Origin of the sequence: Mesorhizobium sp. M0239 (genome assembly GCF_040321815.1) — a bacterium.
Lineage (GTDB): Bacteria > Pseudomonadota > Alphaproteobacteria > Rhizobiales > Rhizobiaceae > Mesorhizobium.
Map to the genome: position 1 here is coordinate 94,915 of NZ_JAMYSG010000021.1, position 18,495 is coordinate 113,409.

Sequence of the window (18,495 nt, forward strand, 5' to 3'; positions counted from 1 at the left end):
GCAGAACTCAGGGAGAGATGGCATAACGAGTTCGGATGATATATAAACATCGCCTAATATGCGTGCTGTTCCCCGGGGGGGTAATTTTGGGGATATCCAGTTCTACAAACCGAAAGGTGCTATCAAGGAGCTTGGTCGAAATGGGCCTTTTCTCCGCGGTCGTGAACACCCTGACATTAATTCTGCCTCTCTACATGTTGCAGGTATATGATCGGGTTTTGCCTGCGGCCAATCTGGACACTCTCACCTACCTGACCTTACTTGCGCTTTCGTCGCTCTTGCTCTTCGGAGTGCTCGAAGTCGTGCGTGGTATATATGCGAGCCGGCTCGCTGCGCGGCTCGATGTCGCTTTGGGTGCATCGTCTTTTCTTGCAGCAATGAGCGGCCCACGCGCCGGGCTTGGCGACGTCCAGGCCCTGCGCGACTTGGCAACGCTGCGGGGATTCATCGCTTCGCGAACCATCTTCTTTCTATTCGACCTCCCTTTTGGGCCCATCTTCGCGGGCCTGCTTTATTTCATCCACCCGTTGCTCTTCCTGGTAACGGTCGTCGGAGCGGTTCTCATGGTTTCCATCGCCGTGCTGAACCAGGCCGCGAGTTCGCGGCCTGGCAAGGAGGCGGCGGAGAATCTTAACGCGGCAATGAACTCGGCGCAGGCCTTCGCGCGAAACTTCGAAACGGTTCGCGCGCTCGGCATGGTGTCCAACGCGATAGAGTTCTGGGGCGCCCGTTTTTCCGGCTCTTTGCACGCCTCGGATGGGCTTGCTCGCACCAATGCATTTTATGGCGGTGTGTCCCGCACAACACGCTCCGTCCTGCAAATCGCGATATTGGGTGTCGGCGCTTATCTGGTTCTGCACAATGAGATGACCGCCGGTATGATATTTGCGTCCTCGATGATTTCGGCGCGCGCCTTGCAACCTCTTGATCAGATCATTGGAAGTTGGCGCCAGATCATCGACGCCAATCTTGCATGGAAGCGGCTTTCAGCTGCCCAATCAAGGTCCGGACCAAAGGATAATGTGGCATTGCCGACGCCTCAAGGGGCGTTGAGTGTTAATCAAATAATCTATCATCTTCCAGGTTCTGCCGACGGTGCGCTGCCGCTGATAAAGCGCTTGACCTTTGAAGTCCCCGCCGGCGAAACAGTCGCGATCGTCGGGCCAAGCCAGGCCGGAAAATCGACGCTGGCGCGCCTCATCGTCGGTGCCATTGAGCCCCGGTCGGGGGCGATCCGCATCGATGGCGGCGATATGCGAAACTGGGATCCGGAGGAACTCGGTCGTCATATTGGCTATCTTCCGCAGGATGTGGAACTTTTCCCAGGGACCATCGGCCAGAACATTGCGCGTTTTGAGCCAGATGCCTCTGATGAGAAATTGGTTCAAGCAGCCCAGCAGGCGCAGGTGCATGAGCTTATCCTGGGTCAGAGGGATGGATATTCGACGGTGATCGGACCGACCGGCGTTCGCCTCTCGGGTGGCGAGCGTCAGCGCATTGGGCTTGCGCGCGCTTTTTACGGCGATCCCAAGGTTCTGGTTCTCGACGAGCCCAATGCGAATCTTGATTCCGACGGCGAAGCCGCACTCGAGCGGGCGATCATCGAGGCGCGTTCACGAAAAACGACCGTGCTCGTTATAACCCACCGGCCTTCGCTCGCTTCCAGATGCGATCGTATACTCATGCTGCTCAATGGCCAGGTCGAGATCTACGGTTTGACCAAGGACGTGCTCGACCAACTTGCCCAGCGACGGGGCCAAGCGGCGGCGGCGGCGGCCGCTCGGTCGCATGACAACGAAGGAGTGGTGCCTTTCCCGTCAGCGGCTCGCGTGGAGGTAAAGGTCGCTAATGACGGCTCCTAGCCAAACTGTCCAGACGGGCGCCAAGGTGTATCGCTGGCAGCGCAACATCGATACCCGCACAGATCGGATCACGCTGGCGGGATATGCAAGCGTGGCCGTTTTCGTGCTCGGCTTCGGGTTCTGGGCAGCCACTGCACCGATTGCCGGAGCAACGATCGCGCCAGGGGTGGTGGCAGCAGCAGGGCAGAACGTCATGATCCAGCACCTCGAAGGAGGTGTGGTCAGCAGCATCAAGGTCCGAGAGGGTGATAGGGTCTTGAGGGGCCAGCCCCTGATCGTGCTCGATCCGACGGTGGCGCAGTCTCAGCTCAACCGCGTTCTTAAGCAGTGGATCGCACTAAAGGCCGAAATTTCGCGGCTCGAAGCAGAGCGGGACGGCCTCGAGAAGATCGTCTTGTCCAACGACCTGGGAGCCTATTCAAGCGCTTCCGAGTACAGCGCTGTCTTCGGAGAGCAAAACAAGGAATTTCAGGCGCGGTTAGCGCGTTATGCCGCGGAGCAGGGAATTCTGAAGCAAAGGGTGGCAGCCCTTCAGGACGCCGTTGTCGGGCTAAAGGCACAGAAAGAGGCAGCGGAAAATCAGCTTGCGATCGTCAACGAGGAGACGGAAAGAAAAAAGGAGCTACTGAAAAAAGGGCTTACAAATCGTTCCGAATACACCGATCTTCTGCGCAGCACCGCAGAGCTGGTCGGCCAGGCAGGATCCTTGGAAGCGCAGATTGCCAGCTCGGCGACCCAGACCGTAGAAGCGCGTCAGCAGATTGAAAGGCTTACAACCAGCCGGGTCGAGGATGCCGTGACGGAACTGAACAAGGCACGGGCACAGGTCGCGGACCTCGAGGAACAAATCAACGCTGCTCGATCGGTTCTGGAGCGGACAACCATCCGGGCGCCGGTGGACGGCATCATCGTCCGCTCGCTCTACAATTCCGAAGGCAGCGTCATCCGAGCGGGGGAGGTGGTGATGGAGCTTCTGCCGACCACGAACGAGCTGATCATCGAGGCAAAGATCAAGCCTGAAGACATCGACTCAATCCGTGTGGGGCAGGATGCGAACATGATGTTCACGGCGCTCAACGCGCGCACGACGCCGAAAGTGCCAGGAAAGGTGTTCTACATTTCGGCGGATCGGCTAATCACACCCAGCACGGGACTGCCTTACTTCACCGTCCGGCTTAAAATGGCCGACAAGCTGCCACCGCAGGTCAAGCCCGAGCAGATCTATCCAGGCATGCCGGTCGAAACATTCATCGCAACCGGCGAACGAACGTTTCTGGCTTATCTGACCAAGCCCCTGGTGGATTCGTTCCAGCGCGCCTTTCGTGAGAGATAGACCGGCCACGGCCCGTTGGATACAAGGGGGCCCAGTTAGTCTCGATTTGCGGCTGTTTCGCACCCCGCCGCGTTCAAGGTCAGATGAAGTGGATGTCGTCCGCTGGGATGTACCAAACCTCGACGGGCCAATGCCCTCGTCGACTACCGTGGAGCTGCCGCATCGTGGGCGCTGACGGATCGTGCATCATGACGGTGTATCCCGTATCGACATCAACGCGTTGAACGATAAGCGCGTCCCTTTCGCTCAAAGGGACGTCCGGTGATGAGGTGACGGACCTCGTACACCACAAAAAATCCACGGCAAAAACCCGGCCACACGTAACGGGGCACCATCGCGCATAGCCCCTTTATGGATGAAACACAAAGTCTGAGTTCGAAAGGGGGACGATTCCGTTCAGATGGATTTCATCTGTTGCGCCGCTCAGCTCAGCGGTTCCGCTTAGATTGGCATGTACGACTGTTTGATTGTGGGCCGTGTCGAAAAACCAAGCCACCGAATGAGCCGCGACTTGGCTGGTTGCCGAGCCCAGTGGAGTACAATTGGCTGATGTGACGCCGGCGAGCGACACGAAATCGAGGCGATAACGTCATAGTTGGTTGCCCCAGCCGTGGAATCGGACGCTGCCGTGTAGATAAATGTATCGTTTCCGCCACCTCCTGCCGCCATACTCGCCCGATCTCAATCCGATCGAGATGGCCTACTCAAAACTCAAGGCGCGGTTGCGAAAGAAGGCGGCCAGAACCTTCGACGCACTCAGCGATGCCCTCGGCGATATCTGCCACCTGTTCGACCCAGCCGAATGCAGAAACTTCTTCAAAGCTGCCGGATATGAGGCCAATTAATCGCGACACGCTTTCGTGTTCGGGCCAGCGCCAGCAACGACACTAGCCGCAACTCAAAACCCGCTTCAGCCAGGCGACATGCTATCGGCCGGTGATAGGTCCCGGTCGCCACAAAGGCGCCGACCACAGGGCGGCCGTGCGCCTGCAGCACTTCGATCAGATGGTGGTGCTTAGCACAGGTATTGAGGACCAAAAGGCGACGCCGGCGCTTGTGCCCTGATGCTTCGATCAGAACTTCATTGCACCTTGGCAATGTCGATCGCTACCAGCACCGCGGCGGGCATCTGAATTGGTCATGGTCGGTCTCTCCGGAATAGGTTGTGAACTTTCACATTCTTGAGCAACTTTGGCACGGCCGTCTCGACCGGTGCGTGCCTGCAGCGAGAAGCTGCGCGCACCGCTGTCTCGGCTGACGCCACCTCCTTCATTCCTTAGGTGCTATGGCCCGGAACCCCCCTGTTCCGTGATCTCGCGTTCGCAGTCCGATGCTGAGGGCTACCGCCAGCGGCTGGCCGTCGCGGCCTCGATCGAACAGATGCGCAAGCAACTGGAAGCAAGACAGGTGGGGAGCCGCCTCAATACGCTCCTGGCCGAGGACAACTCGGCGGAAATGTCCCGGGCCCTCGGCAACGCCGAGCAAACATCAGAAGCCGCCAAGCGACAGCAGGCGACGGTGGCCGCCGACCGCGACGGCTATGTCCTGGCGCGCAGAAGTCTCGCAGGGCCTGGCGGAGGCACGTTCGCGTATGTCCGATGCCCGTGAGCTTTTCAACAAGGCAAAGCTGCGGAAACAGCTGGTCGAACTCAAGAGCGAGGCAGATGCTGTCGTTCAATCAGTGGCGAAGGTTTCCGTCGGCTCGATCCTGCAATCGGGCGACCGATTGATCACGCTGGTGCCGGACGACGCGCTGCTTGAGATCGAGACGAATATTGTCGGCCGCAGCAGTGGGTTCGTGCACGTCGGCGACCCCGTGGCCATCAAGTTCGATACTTTTCCGTATTCGCAATATGGCCTCGCTCATGGCACCGTGCGTGCGGTCAGTCCGGATTCCTTCTCGGCCCAGGAACAGGCGCGCGACCCGAACAGCTCGTTGGCCATGCTGCCGCCGGACGCTGACCTGTTCTATCGCACGCAGATTTCCATCGACGAGGTCGCCCTCCATGGCGTGCCGGCCGGTTTCACGATCGTGCCTGGCATGCCGGTAACCGCTGATGTCAAGGTCGGCCGCCGTACCGTGCTCAAGTATATTCTCGGTGCCATACTACCCGTGGGCCAAGAAGCGATGAGAGAGCCGTAGGCTCGGGCGCCGTGCGCGACAAATGGAGGTATGCGTTCTCGCATCGATGGCAATCCTTGACCGCCTGACTGCCTACGCCCCTACAGCGCTAGTATTGCGCCGGGCGATCCAGCTTGCTGACGGTGGCAAGCTTTCAGAAGCCTTTCCGCTGCTGGCAATTGCGGCACGCGCCGGGATCGCCGAGGCCGAATACCGCGTCGCCCGCTGCTATCTCGAGGGCTTGGGTGTGCCGCCAAGCAGGTCGGAAAGCGCGCGCTGGCTCCGGCGAGCGGCCGACCACGGCAGCCCCGACGCCCAGTCGCTTCTCGCCGCGCTATACGTGGCTGGACTGGCCGGGCAGGAACCCGACGGCAATCACATCGGGTCGCAAAGCTTGTTCGAACGGGATTCCTCGCGTGAGCCGGAATTCGCCGCAGCGCTCGGTCTGGCAAAAAAAGCAGCCGAATCTGGCTCCGCAACCGGGCAGGCAATCCTAGGCTTTATCCTTAGCAAAGGGCCCGCAGCAATGCGCGATCTGGATGCGGCGCATGGCTGGTATGAGAAGTCTGCAGCAGCCGGTTGCCCTGAGGGATGCCTGGGTCTTGCTCTTTCCCTCGCCCGGCGCCGGCAACCTGCGCACACGGTCAAGGTTGCCGCCGAAGTGCGACGTGCTGCCGAGGCCGGCCTGCCGACCGCAATCTACCTTCTTGGCGTCCTGACCGAACATGGGCAGGGCGTGCCGCTTGATCGGGCGGCAGCCGCGCGACTGTATCAGCTCGCCGCAGAGAAAGGCCTTCCCGCAGCCCAGTACCGGTTGGGACTGGGGTTCATCGATGGTGACCTTGCAGATCTAGATGTCGTGGCCGGAGAGACGTGGATGCGCCGCGCGGCATTGGCAGGGAATGTCGAGGCAGCCTATCGGCTCGGCGATCGGCGTGTGAAGAGTTCGTCGCCGGACTATGCGGACGCCGCCACATGGTACCGACGGGCGGCTGATGCCGGCCATCAGGCTGCCGCCCGTGCGTTGGCATCGCTTTATCTTTCCGGGAACGGAGTCGCCCGGGACGTCGAAGAGGGAGCGCGCTGGCTGCGCGTGTCGGCGAAAGGAGGAAATCAGGAAGCGCAGGTCGACTTTGCCAATCTGGTCATCGCAGGAGTGGGCGAGCCCGACGACGGCACCAGCATTGCTGGATGGTTCGAGGCGACCGCCTCATCAGGCGATCTGATTGCAGCGTTCAACCTCGGACTCTGCTTTGCTGAGGGCGTCGGCGTGCGAAAGGACGAGGAGCAGGCTGCGCAATGGGTGAGGCGGGCAGCCGAAGGGGTGGCCGACGCGCAATATGCCTACGCGCGAATGCTTCAGGATGGGCGCGGCGTGGCTGCCGATCAGAAACAAGCCCGTTTCTGGTTTGAGCGGGCGGCCAACGCTGGCATGGTCGACGCGCAGGTGGCGTTTGCCGAAATGCTCTTCAACGGGCGTGGCGGCGCCTGTTTACCCCAGGCTGCCGCGCAGTGGTTCAAGCGGGCAGCCGCGGCCGGGCACGCCGGGGCTATGTTTGCGATCGGCGCACAGTACGCGAACGGCGAGGGTCTATCGTTCAACCCGGCGGCAGCGCAGAAATGGTTCGCCGCCGCCGCCGAGCGGGGACATGGCCATGCCCAACTCATGCTCGGCCGTTATCTCTGCAATGGTCGCGCCGGCGAACACAACCCGGTAGCCGGTCGCGTTTGGCTCGAGCGAGCGGTTGCGCAGGGTGTTCGGGAAGCCGCCGATGAACTCTATAGTTCGCCGCCGACGGGCTGGACGCAGTAGCGGATGGGCACACCCAACGGGTGCCCGGGCCATCTTCGTTTTTCGTTTCTAGACGCGATCTCTTCGCGGTTCTCTAGGCGTGACTCGTCCTTAGCGCCAGGTGGGATCGAGCGCGGCGGAACAGATCCGCCGCCGGAGGTGGATGCTGCCCAGGAAAGCCTGTCCCCCATCTTGCCCCGATGCCCGGATGCCCGCTATCGCGGAACACATGATTGCTGGCTTGCCGTCGCATGCCGGGACGCCTTAACCTTCGACATATTCCTGCTCGAATCCAGCAAACTTCGTCAGGCCCTGCTGATCGAGCACGCAAACATGGCCCTGACGAAATTCGAGAAACTTGCGCTCGCGCAGTTCCCGCAGCATTCGGTTGACATGAATGGGAGTGAGGCCGAGGGCGTCCGCGAGATCGTACTGGGTGAGAGGGCATTCATAACTGTGGCGGGTGACGGAGCCGATTCTTTCCAGACGCGCCTCCAGTTCGAGGAACAGATGCGCTGTCCGCGCCAAGGCGCTGCGCCGTCCTACGTTGGTGAGATGTTGAGCGATGACCGCTGCATTGTGCACGAGGGTTTCGACAACAAGGGAGAACAGACGGGGCGACTGCATAGCAGCAACGGTAAATGTCTTGGTCGAAGCCACCAGAACCGAAAGTTCGGTTTGAGCCACAAACGTTTCAAGAGCGTTGCGCGCGTATGACTGAGGTAGGACGATGTCGCCTCTCAGCGCAAAGTCCAGAATCTGTCGCTGCCCGCCCGCGAGTTCATGAGAAATGCACCCCCAGCCCGACTCGACCATGAACATGCGATCGCAGGCCTCACCCTGACTGACGATGACCGTCTCAGCCAGGTAGCGCTTCGGGGTGAATCCCAGCTTTTTGATTAGCGCCGCATCGTCGTCATTAAGCCCGACATACGACGGGCGATTTTCATTCCCGCGCAAAAATGGATGTGAAGTGTACGTCATTCAGAAGCAACCCGTCCAATTACCGCCCGAACTACCTCCCTCGCCGAGACAGTACATTAAAATTGATGTGAAGAAAATCCTCAATGGCCACTATCGATGGCGTGGCGAGGGCACTTTTTCGTTGAGGATTACAGGTTCCACCGGCTGGGCGACGGCGACAGGGCGGCACGGCTAAGTCTTATTCCTCTTGAAATTTACTCGCATTGAATCGACTATTTCGCTTGCGATGAGGCAGCTGCGATTGTCCACTTGCTCGCCGGCATTTCGTAGCGTCGTCGACGCGTCCTTGAGCAGCCCTCTGATCTGTGATGCTGACAACAGCTCGGATGCTCGAGCTCCAGCAGCACCGATTCACTCACGTGCAGCGCAGCAAGCGCCACCGCTCTGGGCCTTGTAGCAAGCAGCTTGACAAGGTCACCGCTGGACCTGGCACGGACTTTTTTTTTGGCCATCGTTGCGTCTCAACCGTTCGGACAAGATGGTTCATGTCTCAAAGTTACAACGCCTCGACGAGTTAGCCGCATTTTCATGATCGGGAGAGGTCGTTCAATGCCTCTTCAGGCATCTTCCAGGAGCATACTATCCCGCTTTGCGGCCGCGACACAGAGGCAAGGGATACCGAATTCGCCGTAGCTCCTACTTCCCTATCAGATCGTGTCCCAGGGAGTGGTGTAGCTGAGGGTTTGGTCGCCGCGCTCTCCGGCAGGGGGCCGGGCTGATCAGCGTGCCACGGCTGGCAGGCTGATCAGAGGATCATCGCTCATTTGGCTGATGGTTTCCAGCGTCATGTATCTGGCGCGCTGCACGGCCCATTCGTCGTTCTGTTCGAGCAGGATTGTGAATCGGCGTGCAAAATTGACCCCATAAGCCGGGGAATCGGCGTCCAATTTTGACCCCCCTGATGCTTCGATTTGCGACCATCAGCTCGTCGTAGCGAGCGGATAGTGTGGGGATGAAGTCGGTGGATACGATTGCCCGAGTTCGGCGCGCCTTCCATGTGCAGGGATGGTCGCTCAAGCGGATTTGCCGCGAACTGCATGTGTCGCGGAACACCGTCCGCAAGATTCTCAGATCCGACGAGACATCGTTCTCCTACGAACGCGAGCGGCAGCCGATGCCGAAGATCGGTCCGTGGCAGGATCAGCTTGACGGGTTTTTGAATGGCAACCGTGGCAAGGCGGCGCGCGAGCAACTGACACTGATCCGGATTTACGAAGAGCTTTGCAGCCTCGGCTACGGGGAGGCTATGACGCCGTCCGCCGATACGCGAAGAGCTGGGCGAAGGCGCAGGGGTCAGCGACGGCGGACGCCTATGTGCCGCTGTTCTTCGCGCCGGGCGAGGCCTACCAGTTCGACTGGAGCCACGAGATCGTCCTGATCAACGGCGTGACAGTGACCGTGAAGGTCGCCCATGTCCGGCTCTGCCACAGCCGCATGATGTTCGTCAGGGCCTATCCGCGCGAGACGCAGGAGATGGTGTTCGACGCCCACGACCGGGCCTTCGCCTTCTTCGGGGGCGCCTGCACGCGCGGCATCTACGACAACATGAAGACGGCGGTGGAAACGATCTTCGTTGGCAAGGACCGGCAATACAATCGCCGCTTCCTGCAGATGTGCAGCCATTATCTGGTGCAGCCGGTCGCCTGCACGCCGGCATCGGGCTGGGAGAAGGGTCAGGTCGAGAACCAGGTCGGGCTGGTGCGCGAGCGCTTCTTCACGCCCAGGCTGCGCTTCAAGACCTATGAGGAGCTTGAACGCCTGGCTGCATGACAAGTGCGTCGCCTACGCCAGGCGCATCGTCACGTCGAGCAACCGGAACGAACGATCTGGAACGGGTTCGAGGAGGAGCGTGGCAAGCTGGTTGAATACCGCGGTCCCTTCGACAGATTCCATACGGTGCCGGCCTCGGTGTCGAAGACATGCACGGTGCGCTTCGACAACAACAAATACTCGGTGCTGTCGACCGCCGTCGGCCGCCCGGTCGAGATCCATGCCTATGCCGGCAAGATCGTCATCCGCCAGGACGGCGTGGTCGTCGCCGAACATGCCCGCTCCTTCGGGCGCGGCGACACGATCTACGATCCCTGGCATTACATGCCGGTCCTTGCCCGCAAGCCCAGTGCACTGCGCAACGGTGCGCCCTTCCAGGGCTGGGTTCTGCCTTCGGCGATGGAGCGTATCCGACGCAAATTAAAGGCGGCGCATGACGGCGATCGGCAGATGGTGTCGATCCTGGCGGCGGTGTTGACCGACGGCATCGATGCCGTGGAAGCCGCCTGCCAGGAGGCGCTCGATCAGAACGTCTGCTCCTGTGCCGTCATCATCCACATTCTGGCGCGGCGGCGCGACCCCGCGCCGGCCATCACCATCCTCACCCCGGACGCGCTTCGCCTGCAGCATGAGCCGCAGGCCGACTGCGCCCGCTACGACAGCCTCAGGAGGGCAAGCTGATGGAACGCACGCAGGTTCTGGAACTAATGGGGACGCTGAAGCTCTAGGGGATGCGCTCGGCCTATGACGAGATCATGGGCGTCGCCATTAAGCGGCAGCACGAACCGCCGAAGATCGTCGGCGATCTGCTGTCGGCCGAGATCGCCGAGAAGCAGGCTCGCTCCATCAAATACCAGCTCACTGTCGCCAAGCTGCCGATCGCCAAGGACATCGATGAGTTCGACTTCGACGGCACGCCGGTCAACGAAGTCCTGGTCCGGGACCTTGCCAACGGCACCTTCGTCGCCGACCAGCGCAACGCCGTGCTCATCGGCGGCACCGGAACCGGCAAGTCGCATCTGGCAATCGCCATTGCCCGCGCCCTGATCCGCAACGGCTCACGTGGCCGCTTCTTCAACGTCGTCGATCTCGTCAACCGGCTCGAGACCGAGCACCGCGGCGGCAAGCAGGGCCGTATTGCCGATTACCTCACCCGGCTCGACTTCGTCGTGCTCGATGAACTCGGCTATCTCCCGTTCGCCCAGGCCGGTGGGCAATTGCTCTTCCATCTGATCAGCTGGCTTTACGAGCGGACCTCGATCATCGTCACCACCAACCTGGCATTGGGAGAATGGCTCGCCGTCTTCGGCGACGCCAAGATGACGACAGCGCTCCTCGACCGTCTCACGCATCATTGCGAGATCATCGAGACCGGAAACGAGTCCTGGCGCTTCAAGAACCGCGCCTGATCAGCCCAACCACCTCGACCAGTCCATCCGCGCTCGCCCGGGCTGCGCAACCCTGACCAGCTCCGCCCGGGCGAATGCTGACCGCCGCGTATTACATAGGGGGGGGGGGTCAAAATTGGACGCCGATCCGGGGTCAGTTTTGGAAGCCGTTTGACACGGTGAAAAAGACACTAACAGAAGCGGCCGTTCAGAGCCGACGGATTTCTACTATCCAATTTGAAGTCGGGGAATCATCGCAGTAGGCAAAGAAGAAATTGCTCGTGGATTTTCGCTCAGCGACGCCTGGATTGGAACGGTCGAGGGCGGAGAATCCCGATTGGCGCCGCCCTCGGCACGCTCCTCCTCGAGATGCTCGTCCAAGCTCGGTGTTCAGAATCCGCTCAGAAAGTGCCTGCTTCAAATCATCGAGCAACCCGTCCTTGTTGCGGTGGATATCCATTCCAATCACACGTCTCATCGGCTCTGTCCTCAAACAGTCGGGAGCCGGCGGACGACGACACCTACGGATCCGCGCTCTCGGCGCAACCGGGCAGGTCGCAGGGGCGGCCACCTACTAACGCGAGCTCGCAGCTCACGAATACATCGGCCTGCCCGCACTTGGCGTGCTCCCGGTGCCCTGTCCTGGATGGTCGCATCATAGTCGAAAAAAATCGATCATCTCCAGCGGGGATCGGATGGCACCGTCATGATCATACCGGTTACCAACCCGATCGAGCGCCTCAACGGCGAGATCAAGCGGCGCACGCCAACGCAGGTTGGCGGCGTTGCTCGGCTCGACCTCGCCTTCAGGCCACTCGATCAGGAGCCACTCTTCGGCGTGAGCCTCGGGCCGATTGTAGTCCCTGGATGCCGGCCGCAAGAGCACGGCGGCGAAGCGGGAATTGGGCTCGGTGTTGGTTCCTTCACGCCAGGCGATCGTGCGCCAAGTCTCGGCGTCGAACTCCTCGGCCAGGGCCTTGGCCGAAATCGGCTTGTGATCGTCGGCTCGGCCGACTCAAGACGGCGGCCGGCCTCTTCCGCTACAAGGCTTGGGCTGCACCGGGCTCTCGCCTGGCGCCAGACGCTGAGTGTGGGCTGAACGCCGACAACATAGGTCAGACCGAGCTCGGACAGGCCCGCGCGGAGACCGCCGTCGGCGCCATATCCGGCGTCGGCCAGAACCACGCCGGGCGCGACGGGTGGCTGAAGGGTTTTTTGTCGCTCTTGATCGCTCTGCTTCAGCTCCGGCCCAATTCCGTCGCCGCTTAGAGTCCGGATTGTTCACGGTCGACAACTTATACTATAGCAAAAGGTACAGAACGGCCCGCCAGGCTCCCCAAGGCGGGCCGTCTTGTTGCTTGCGATCACTCTTTCGCCAGAACTCCGTCTGCGAACAGATCGTTGACCTTGTAGGCGACTTCCGTCCGGTTGGTCGCCTTCAGCTTCTTCATGATGTTTCGGATGTGGACCTTCACCGTGCTTTCGCGCAGATTCAGTTCGTAGGCGATGATCTTGTTCGCCTTGCCGCGCCGCAGCGCCTGGGCGACCTCAGCCTGCCTGAGCGTGAACATGCCCGTCAAAGGGCGGCTGTCGCAACTGCCTGAATCAATCAGGTGCCGCATCGAAAGGACACTGCTCGCCGGAACGAAGATGCCTCCCGCTGCCGCAAGGTTGATCGCCTCGACACACACATCGATCCCGACCGAAGTCGGAATGTAGCCGCGTGCGCCGCATTCGAGAGCCGTCAATATCTGTGCAAGATCCTCGGTGTCGGCCAGGATAACCACCGGCACTGACTTGAACTCGGATGAGATATGCCTGATCTCGTCTGCGATGCCATTGTCGGTCACCTTCCGGCCGCCAAGGTTGAAGAGTATGGTTGCAAGGGAAGAGGCCGTCCCCTTCCTCACTCGCCATTCTTCGATCGAACCCATGGCGACCACCGCCATGCCCAGTTCATGGTCCTCGAGGGCCGAAGCGAGACACTCTCGGTCCAAGGCCCTTCCGTCCAACATGAGCAAGTATTTCTTGCCTGCTTCATCTTGGTGGAGATTTTCTGTGCCGCTGGACGGAACTCTTGATTGATTTGTCGATCCGTAATTATGCAGTCCTGCTGTGGAAACCATACATACACTCACCCTTCCCCAACGAAAAGCTACCTATGGCGCCCGATAGGCACCCCATTTCTTTAGAATTGGAAGCTTTGGTACCCGCCCCATTTTCCACGCTCAAGGCTGGATTACTAGCCTCGAGGACGTGGCTGCTGACATCTAAAGCAGCTTCGGCAGTGTATGGGCTATTTATTAGGGGTCTCTAACATAAGTTAATTTTCGGTAAATTTTTGCGTTCGAGGAAGACGGGTCCCAAACGCTTCGACAGGCTGGAGCGGCCCGAGCCTAAGACGCAGGCCGCGCCGCACTAGGCTCCAGAATATCCTAAGCTACCGCGCTGTGTTGGAGGCACCTCAGACAGACTCACACCCCGTCAACCCGGCAAATCACCGAGCTTGCGATTGATTCCGGCCGGTCTCATCCCATAGAAGGTAGGGGGGTTGCTCGCACCTCCTGAGAACGTGGCATCATACCTCCAAAAGCTTCGTTGACGATGTATGGGCCAGGCTGAACACTGGAATGCCTGCGTCTGCTCGAGCTTGCGCGGCCTGTCCTGCGAAACCAAGTGCGGAGACAGGATAGGGGAGCCACCGCCGCCCAACCCCATGGCTCCCCTATCGCCCTGCACGGCGACCCACTTCCCGAACTTGATTCTGGAATGGCAAGCACGATCCGCCTTGAGGGCATGGCTGACGTCGGCAGATGAAGCCGTTCATCGTTAGCCTTCGCCAGATAACGGCATGGTCTCAGGCAGTCCCTAGCAGGCTGTTGAAAAAGTGGCTCGCAGCGAGGCTGTGAGCGTGATTTCAGTGTCTCTGGAGAGATTAGGAGAACGAGGCATGCGCGGCGGGGACGACCGGTCTGGCGAACTGTTCAGTTATGTTGATCTCGAGGCTCGGGTGCGGCGCGATCATCCGTTGCGCCGTATTCGGGCGATTGTGAACGAGGCGCTTTCGGCGTTGGAGCGGGACTTCGCGGCGCTGTATTCGCCGATCGGACGGCCATCGATCCTGCCGGAGAAGCTGCTGCGGGCGATGCTGTTGCAGGCGTTCTATTCGATCCGCTCGGAGCGGCTGTTGATGGAGCGGCTGGAATACGACCTTCTGTTCCGCTGGTTCGTCGGCATTGGCGTTGACGATGCGGCCTGGGACCATTCTGTGTTCTCCAAGAACCGCGACCTGCTGCTGGAGGGCGACATCGCCGCAAAGTTCCTGAGCGCGGTGCTGGCGCAGCCCAAGGTCAAAAGGCTTCTGTCGACGGATCACTTCTCGGTCGACGGGACGCTGATCGAGGCCTGGGCGTCGATGAAGAGCGTCAAGCCAAAAGACGGCTCGGGCAAGCCGCCGGCTCAAGGCGGCGGGCGCAACGCCGAAGCGGATTTCCCTGGCCAGAAGCGCTCGAACGACACACATGGCTCGACCACCGATCCGGATGCCCGGCTCTATCGCAAGGGCAAAGGCAAGGAGGCCAAGCTCTGCTTCATGGGACATGGGCTGATGGAAAACCGCCACGGCCTGCTGGTCGATGCCTGCCTGACACTGGCCGACGGACATGCCGAGCGGGTGGCCGCACTGCACATGATCGAACCTCGCGCGGAACGGCCGCAGGCGATCACGCTCGGTGCCGACAAGGCCTACGATGCGGAGGACTTCGTCAACGAGCTGCGCTCGATGGGGGTGACGCCGCATGTGGCGCAGAACACCAGCGGCCGTAGTTCGGCCATCGACGGGCGCACGACGCGGCATAGCGGCACATCGGCTGCCGAGGCTTGACTTCAGACGAGGCATACCGAGCTGGTTGTGGGGAAAGCCACTAAGAACTGTCTCCCAAGTCCCGCTCCCCTAGACTAAAATCAGTCAGTCCTCTCTACCACTTTTCTGCAAGGATCGACTCCGCGGTCTTTTCGTCGGTGATCAAGACATCGACGACTCCGAGACGCAATACGGCGCGCAGCACCGGAACCTTGTCGAGGCCACCGGAGGGCAGGATGACAGTGTCAATGTGGCGCAGGTTTTCGGGGGCGAGGCCGATAACGCGATCGTTGAGTGGGTGATTGACCAGATGTCCGTCGGCGCCGATCCAGTGGCCGCAAATATCGCCGACCGCCCCGGCTTCGCGGAGCGATCTGAGATCATCGTCGCCTACCAGTCCGATCCGAAAAATGGTGGCGTCCTTGTGCACCGCACCCACCGAAACGAAAGCGGCGTCAACGTCGCGGGCATGGGTGAAGGCGTCTTCCAAAATGGACTGGCGCATAAGCAGATCGCGCGTGGCCTCCGTGTCCGTGAACACCGGTGCTGCGATGTAGAAGCATTCCGCATCGAAAAGCGCCGCGAGCCGCGAAGCGATTTCATAGATGTTGATCGCCGATCCGCGCGTGAGCCCACCAAGCAAGGAAACGACCGACATTCCTTTGACGGGGCGCACGGTCACTGACCGCAGACTAAGCTGGAGCGTCCGTCCCCATCCCACGCCCACCGATATCCCGTCACGGATTCTGAGCGACAGGGCCTCACCGGCGGCGGCTGCGATCACCTGTGGCACCAAGGCAGGATCGGGTGGCGTCGGAACCACGATCGGATCGGAGATCCCGTAGGCATGCCGCAGCCGGTGCTCCAACTCTATGCAGTTCGCCACCTTCGAATTGATGCGGATCTGAACGATCCCCCGCTCGCGGGCCTGCGCCAGCATCCGGTTGACGCGAAGGCGGGTCAGGCCAAGGGACTTGGCGATTTGCGCCTGCGTGAGGTCGCCGACATAAGCAAGCCAGGCGGCGCGGACGAGAAGCCCTTCCTCGCGTTCGGCCGAAACGGAGTTCGTCAAGGTGTTGCGGCCGTCGCGTTTCTTTCGTGGTGGTTTCTCCATCAGAATGTCCTCCACTCCGCGAGATCAGAGCGGCTCGGCGGAGCCGTGCTCGAATCGATATGAAGCGTCAATCGATTTTTCTGGGTCCGCCTCTAGCCTCGGTGATAACGGTCGAAGGACAAAGCCAGCGGAGCATCGTGGCAAATCGCGTCGATGATGGCGGCCGTCAGCGGCAAGCGATCGCCAGGAAGTACGCCTTGCGCCATCATCTTCGCCAATGTCGGGCCAAGATCCAGCGCCAGTTGCGCCCCTTCGACCGTGTCTGAACTCATATGCTCGCGCTTCGCCACGGAATAAGGCAGGCCGCGGCCAAGCAAGCGCCCCATGCGGCCGTTGCGACCCGCCTGGCAGGTCACATAAAGATCGCCCGAGCCGGCCAGTCCCTGTACTGTTTCGGTTCTTCCGCCGAGGGCCTCGACCAGAATCGCCATCTCCGCCAGCGACTGCGAGAAAAGTGACGAGGCAAGATTATGCATGACCGCACCATTTGGCGCCTTGTTGTCGCGCTCCAGCAGTCCGATGGGTGCCCCAACGGCGAGCGTGTAGAAATTCTTGAAAGCGGCGCAGATTTCGACGCCTACGACATCGGATGACGGGCGCGCGTGATAGAAAGGAGCTCGCAGGATGTGGGACGCCGCGGCGACCTGATCGGCATCGAGCCCGGCCACGATCACCGATGTATCACGCTGTGCGGCCAGTTCGCCGGCAATGCAGGGTCCGCCGACGGCCATCACCGGCATCGACAAGGAGGTACGCCGTTGAATTTCGCGAGCGACCACACGTGGCAGGATCTCAATGCCTTCGTCACTCGCGGTGAGCCCCTTCGTAATCATCAGTATCGGCACGGGCGACTTGATGCTCTCGGCGATGCGGTTGATCGCCCAAGGAACACCGGCTGAGGAGACGCCGAGTACAAGCAAATCGGGTTCGTCGTTCATCGCCGCCCCGAACCCGGTCCACGAGCAGGCGGTTACCGCGCCAGGCAGAGTGATGTTGAGGCGCGGATGACGGCCTGTGCCGGCCACGGAGCCAATGATCTCTTCGTCGAGATGGGTGCCAACGAGAGTGATGCGGTTACCCGCGTGAGCGGCCGGAAGCGTCATGGCAGACCCCATGACGCCAGCGCCGAGGATAACGATCCGCGCCATTCAGTTTCCTCCCCTGTCCAGCCGCTCGCCGCTGCCTTGGTCGAATAGATGGATTCGGTCTGGCGCCGGCTCCAGATGAATCATGGCTCCTGGAGAGAGTTCCATCCGATTGTGCAGCACCGAGCAGACCGCGTTGTTGCCCATGCTGGCAAAGATATGGATTTCAGGACCAGTCGGCTCGACGACAGTGACGGTCGCCGGAATGCCGCTCCCGTCCGCCACCGGTCGAAGATGTTCGGGACGAATGCCATAGACCACCTTCTGGCCGGACCGAACCGCTGCCTCGGGCGGAAGAGGCAGGGACAGTTCGTCAGTCCGCACCACCCAGGCTCCGCCCTCGGAGGCCACTTCGCCATGGAACATGTTCATTCCAGGCGAGCCGATGAACGAGGCGACAAAGAGATTTGCCGGACGATCGTAGACATCGAGCGGACGCCCGATCTGTTCGATGTAACCGTCGCGCATGATGACGATGACATCGGCCATGGTCATGGCCTCGATCTGGTCGTGCGTGACATATACCGTGGTGGTCTTTAGCCGCTGGTGGAGTTCCTTGATTTCGGTGCGCATTTGCACCCGCAGTTTGGCGTCGAGATTGGACAGCGGCTCGTCGAATAGGAATACGGTTGGATCTCGCACGATGGCACGGCCCATGGCGACGCGCTGCCGCTGGCCGCCCGAAAGCTGGCGGGGATATCGTTCCAGGTAGGGCGTTAGATTGAGGACCGACGCCGCCCACCCCACCTTCTGTTTGATTTCTTCTGTGGGGCGTTTCTTCAACTGCATGGAAAAGGCCATGTTGTCGAAAACCGTCATGTGCGCGTAAAGCGCGTAATTCTGGAAGACCATGGCGATGTTGCGGTCTTTGGGGTGAAGGGTGTTGACGACTTTGTCGCCTATGGCGATCCCGCCGGATGTGATGGGCTCAAGACCGGCTATCATGCGCAGCAGGGTGGACTTGCCGCAGCCGGACGGCCCCAACAGAACGACGAACTGGCCATCGTCGATCGAAAGATCGAGTCCATGGATAACCTCGACCGCGCCATAGTCCTTCCTTATGTTGCTGATGGTGACAGATGCCATGAACCGCTACCCTTCATTGCCCTTGCGTGTTGCGTTT

At 60.6% G+C, this 18,495-nt stretch carries 13 protein-coding genes and 4 pseudogenes; 9 read left to right on the top strand and 8 right to left on the bottom strand.

The window, feature by feature from the left end; all coding sequences use genetic code 11:
• Positions 1–35 precede the first annotated feature (35 nt).
• From NKI99_RS22195 to NKI99_RS22225, 6 genes and pseudogenes are all read left to right on the top strand, one after another.
• Positions 36–1,862 carry a type I secretion system permease/ATPase gene (locus tag NKI99_RS22195; protein ID WP_352611959.1) on the top strand — a complete coding sequence of 609 codons (1,827 nt, stop codon included), beginning with the start codon at positions 36–38 and terminating at the stop codon, positions 1,860–1,862.
• Entirely contained in the window at positions 1,849–3,195 is a 1,347-nt protein-coding gene (locus NKI99_RS22200; RefSeq protein ID WP_352611960.1) for an HlyD family type I secretion periplasmic adaptor subunit, read from the top strand. The genes NKI99_RS22195 and NKI99_RS22200 overlap by 14 nt, the downstream gene beginning before the upstream one ends.
• Before the next feature lie 659 nt (positions 3,196–3,854).
• Positions 3,855–4,040 (top strand): annotated as a pseudogene (locus NKI99_RS22205) (transposase); the annotation flags it as partial.
• 463 nt (positions 4,041–4,503) lie between these two features.
• Positions 4,504–4,803, top strand: a complete 300-nt coding sequence (locus NKI99_RS22215) for a hypothetical protein (RefSeq protein WP_352611961.1) — start codon at positions 4,504–4,506, stop codon at positions 4,801–4,803.
• Positions 4,787–5,338 carry a beta-barrel domain-containing protein gene (locus tag NKI99_RS22220; protein ID WP_352611962.1) on the top strand — a complete coding sequence of 184 codons (552 nt, stop codon included), beginning with the start codon at positions 4,787–4,789 and terminating at the stop codon, positions 5,336–5,338. Before NKI99_RS22215 ends, NKI99_RS22220 begins: the two co-directional genes overlap by 17 nt.
• A gap of 46 nt (positions 5,339–5,384) precedes the next feature.
• Positions 5,385–7,130 (top strand): SEL1-like repeat protein, encoded by a 1,746-nt coding sequence (locus NKI99_RS22225; RefSeq protein WP_352611963.1) that lies wholly within the window; start codon positions 5,385–5,387, stop codon positions 7,128–7,130.
• 243 nt (positions 7,131–7,373) lie between these two features.
• Here NKI99_RS22225 and NKI99_RS22230 read toward each other — a convergent pair whose 3' ends face one another.
• Positions 7,374–8,093, bottom strand: coding sequence for a Crp/Fnr family transcriptional regulator (locus NKI99_RS22230; RefSeq protein ID WP_352611964.1), 720 nt, complete (start codon positions 8,091–8,093; stop codon positions 7,374–7,376).
• 719 nt (positions 8,094–8,812) lie between these two features.
• A complete protein-coding gene (locus NKI99_RS22235) occupies positions 8,813–8,980 on the bottom strand; it encodes a hypothetical protein (protein ID WP_352611985.1) in 168 nt (55 codons plus the stop codon).
• A gap of 65 nt (positions 8,981–9,045) precedes the next feature.
• On the opposite strand from NKI99_RS22235, the pseudogene istA reads away from it, so the two are divergent.
• Together istA and istB are read left to right on the top strand one after the other, a co-directional pair.
• Positions 9,046–10,611, top strand: a pseudogene (gene istA, locus NKI99_RS22240) (IS21 family transposase).
• Positions 10,595–11,272 (top strand): IS21-like element helper ATPase IstB, encoded by a 678-nt coding sequence (gene istB, locus NKI99_RS22245; protein ID WP_352611965.1) that lies wholly within the window; start codon positions 10,595–10,597, stop codon positions 11,270–11,272. The pseudogene istA and the gene istB overlap by 17 nt, the downstream one beginning before the upstream one ends.
• A 267-nt stretch (positions 11,273–11,539) precedes the next feature.
• Here istB and NKI99_RS33870 read toward each other — a convergent pair.
• From NKI99_RS33870 to NKI99_RS22255, 3 genes and pseudogenes are all read right to left on the bottom strand, one after another.
• Positions 11,540–11,693 (bottom strand): annotated as a pseudogene (locus NKI99_RS33870) (IS256 family transposase); the annotation flags it as partial.
• 377 nt (positions 11,694–12,070) lie between these two features.
• Positions 12,071–12,436 (bottom strand): transposase, encoded by a 366-nt coding sequence (locus tag NKI99_RS22250; protein WP_502905554.1) that lies wholly within the window; start codon positions 12,434–12,436, stop codon positions 12,071–12,073.
• A gap of 179 nt (positions 12,437–12,615) precedes the next feature.
• Complete coding sequence (locus tag NKI99_RS22255; protein ID WP_502905555.1) at positions 12,616–13,377, bottom strand: LuxR C-terminal-related transcriptional regulator; 762 nt, start codon at positions 13,375–13,377, stop codon at positions 12,616–12,618.
• Positions 13,378–14,201: 824 nt separating this feature from the next.
• Here NKI99_RS22255 and NKI99_RS22260 point away from each other — a divergent pair.
• Positions 14,202–15,128: pseudogene (locus tag NKI99_RS22260) on the top strand (IS5 family transposase); the annotation flags it as partial.
• Between the two features lie 100 nt (positions 15,129–15,228).
• Here the strand turns inward: NKI99_RS22260 and NKI99_RS22265 are convergent.
• The 3 genes from NKI99_RS22265 to NKI99_RS22275 form a co-directional block, all read right to left on the bottom strand.
• On the bottom strand, positions 15,229–16,227 hold the full coding sequence (locus NKI99_RS22265) for a sugar-binding transcriptional regulator (RefSeq protein ID WP_352611966.1): 999 nt from the start codon (positions 16,225–16,227) through the stop codon (positions 15,229–15,231).
• 92 nt (positions 16,228–16,319) lie between these two features.
• Positions 16,320–17,375, bottom strand: coding sequence for a hypothetical protein (locus tag NKI99_RS22270; RefSeq protein WP_352611967.1), 1,056 nt, complete (start codon positions 17,373–17,375; stop codon positions 16,320–16,322).
• Positions 17,376–18,458, bottom strand: a complete 1,083-nt coding sequence (locus tag NKI99_RS22275) for an ABC transporter ATP-binding protein (protein WP_352611968.1) — start codon at positions 18,456–18,458, stop codon at positions 17,376–17,378.
• Between the last annotated feature and the right edge of the window lie 37 nt (positions 18,459–18,495).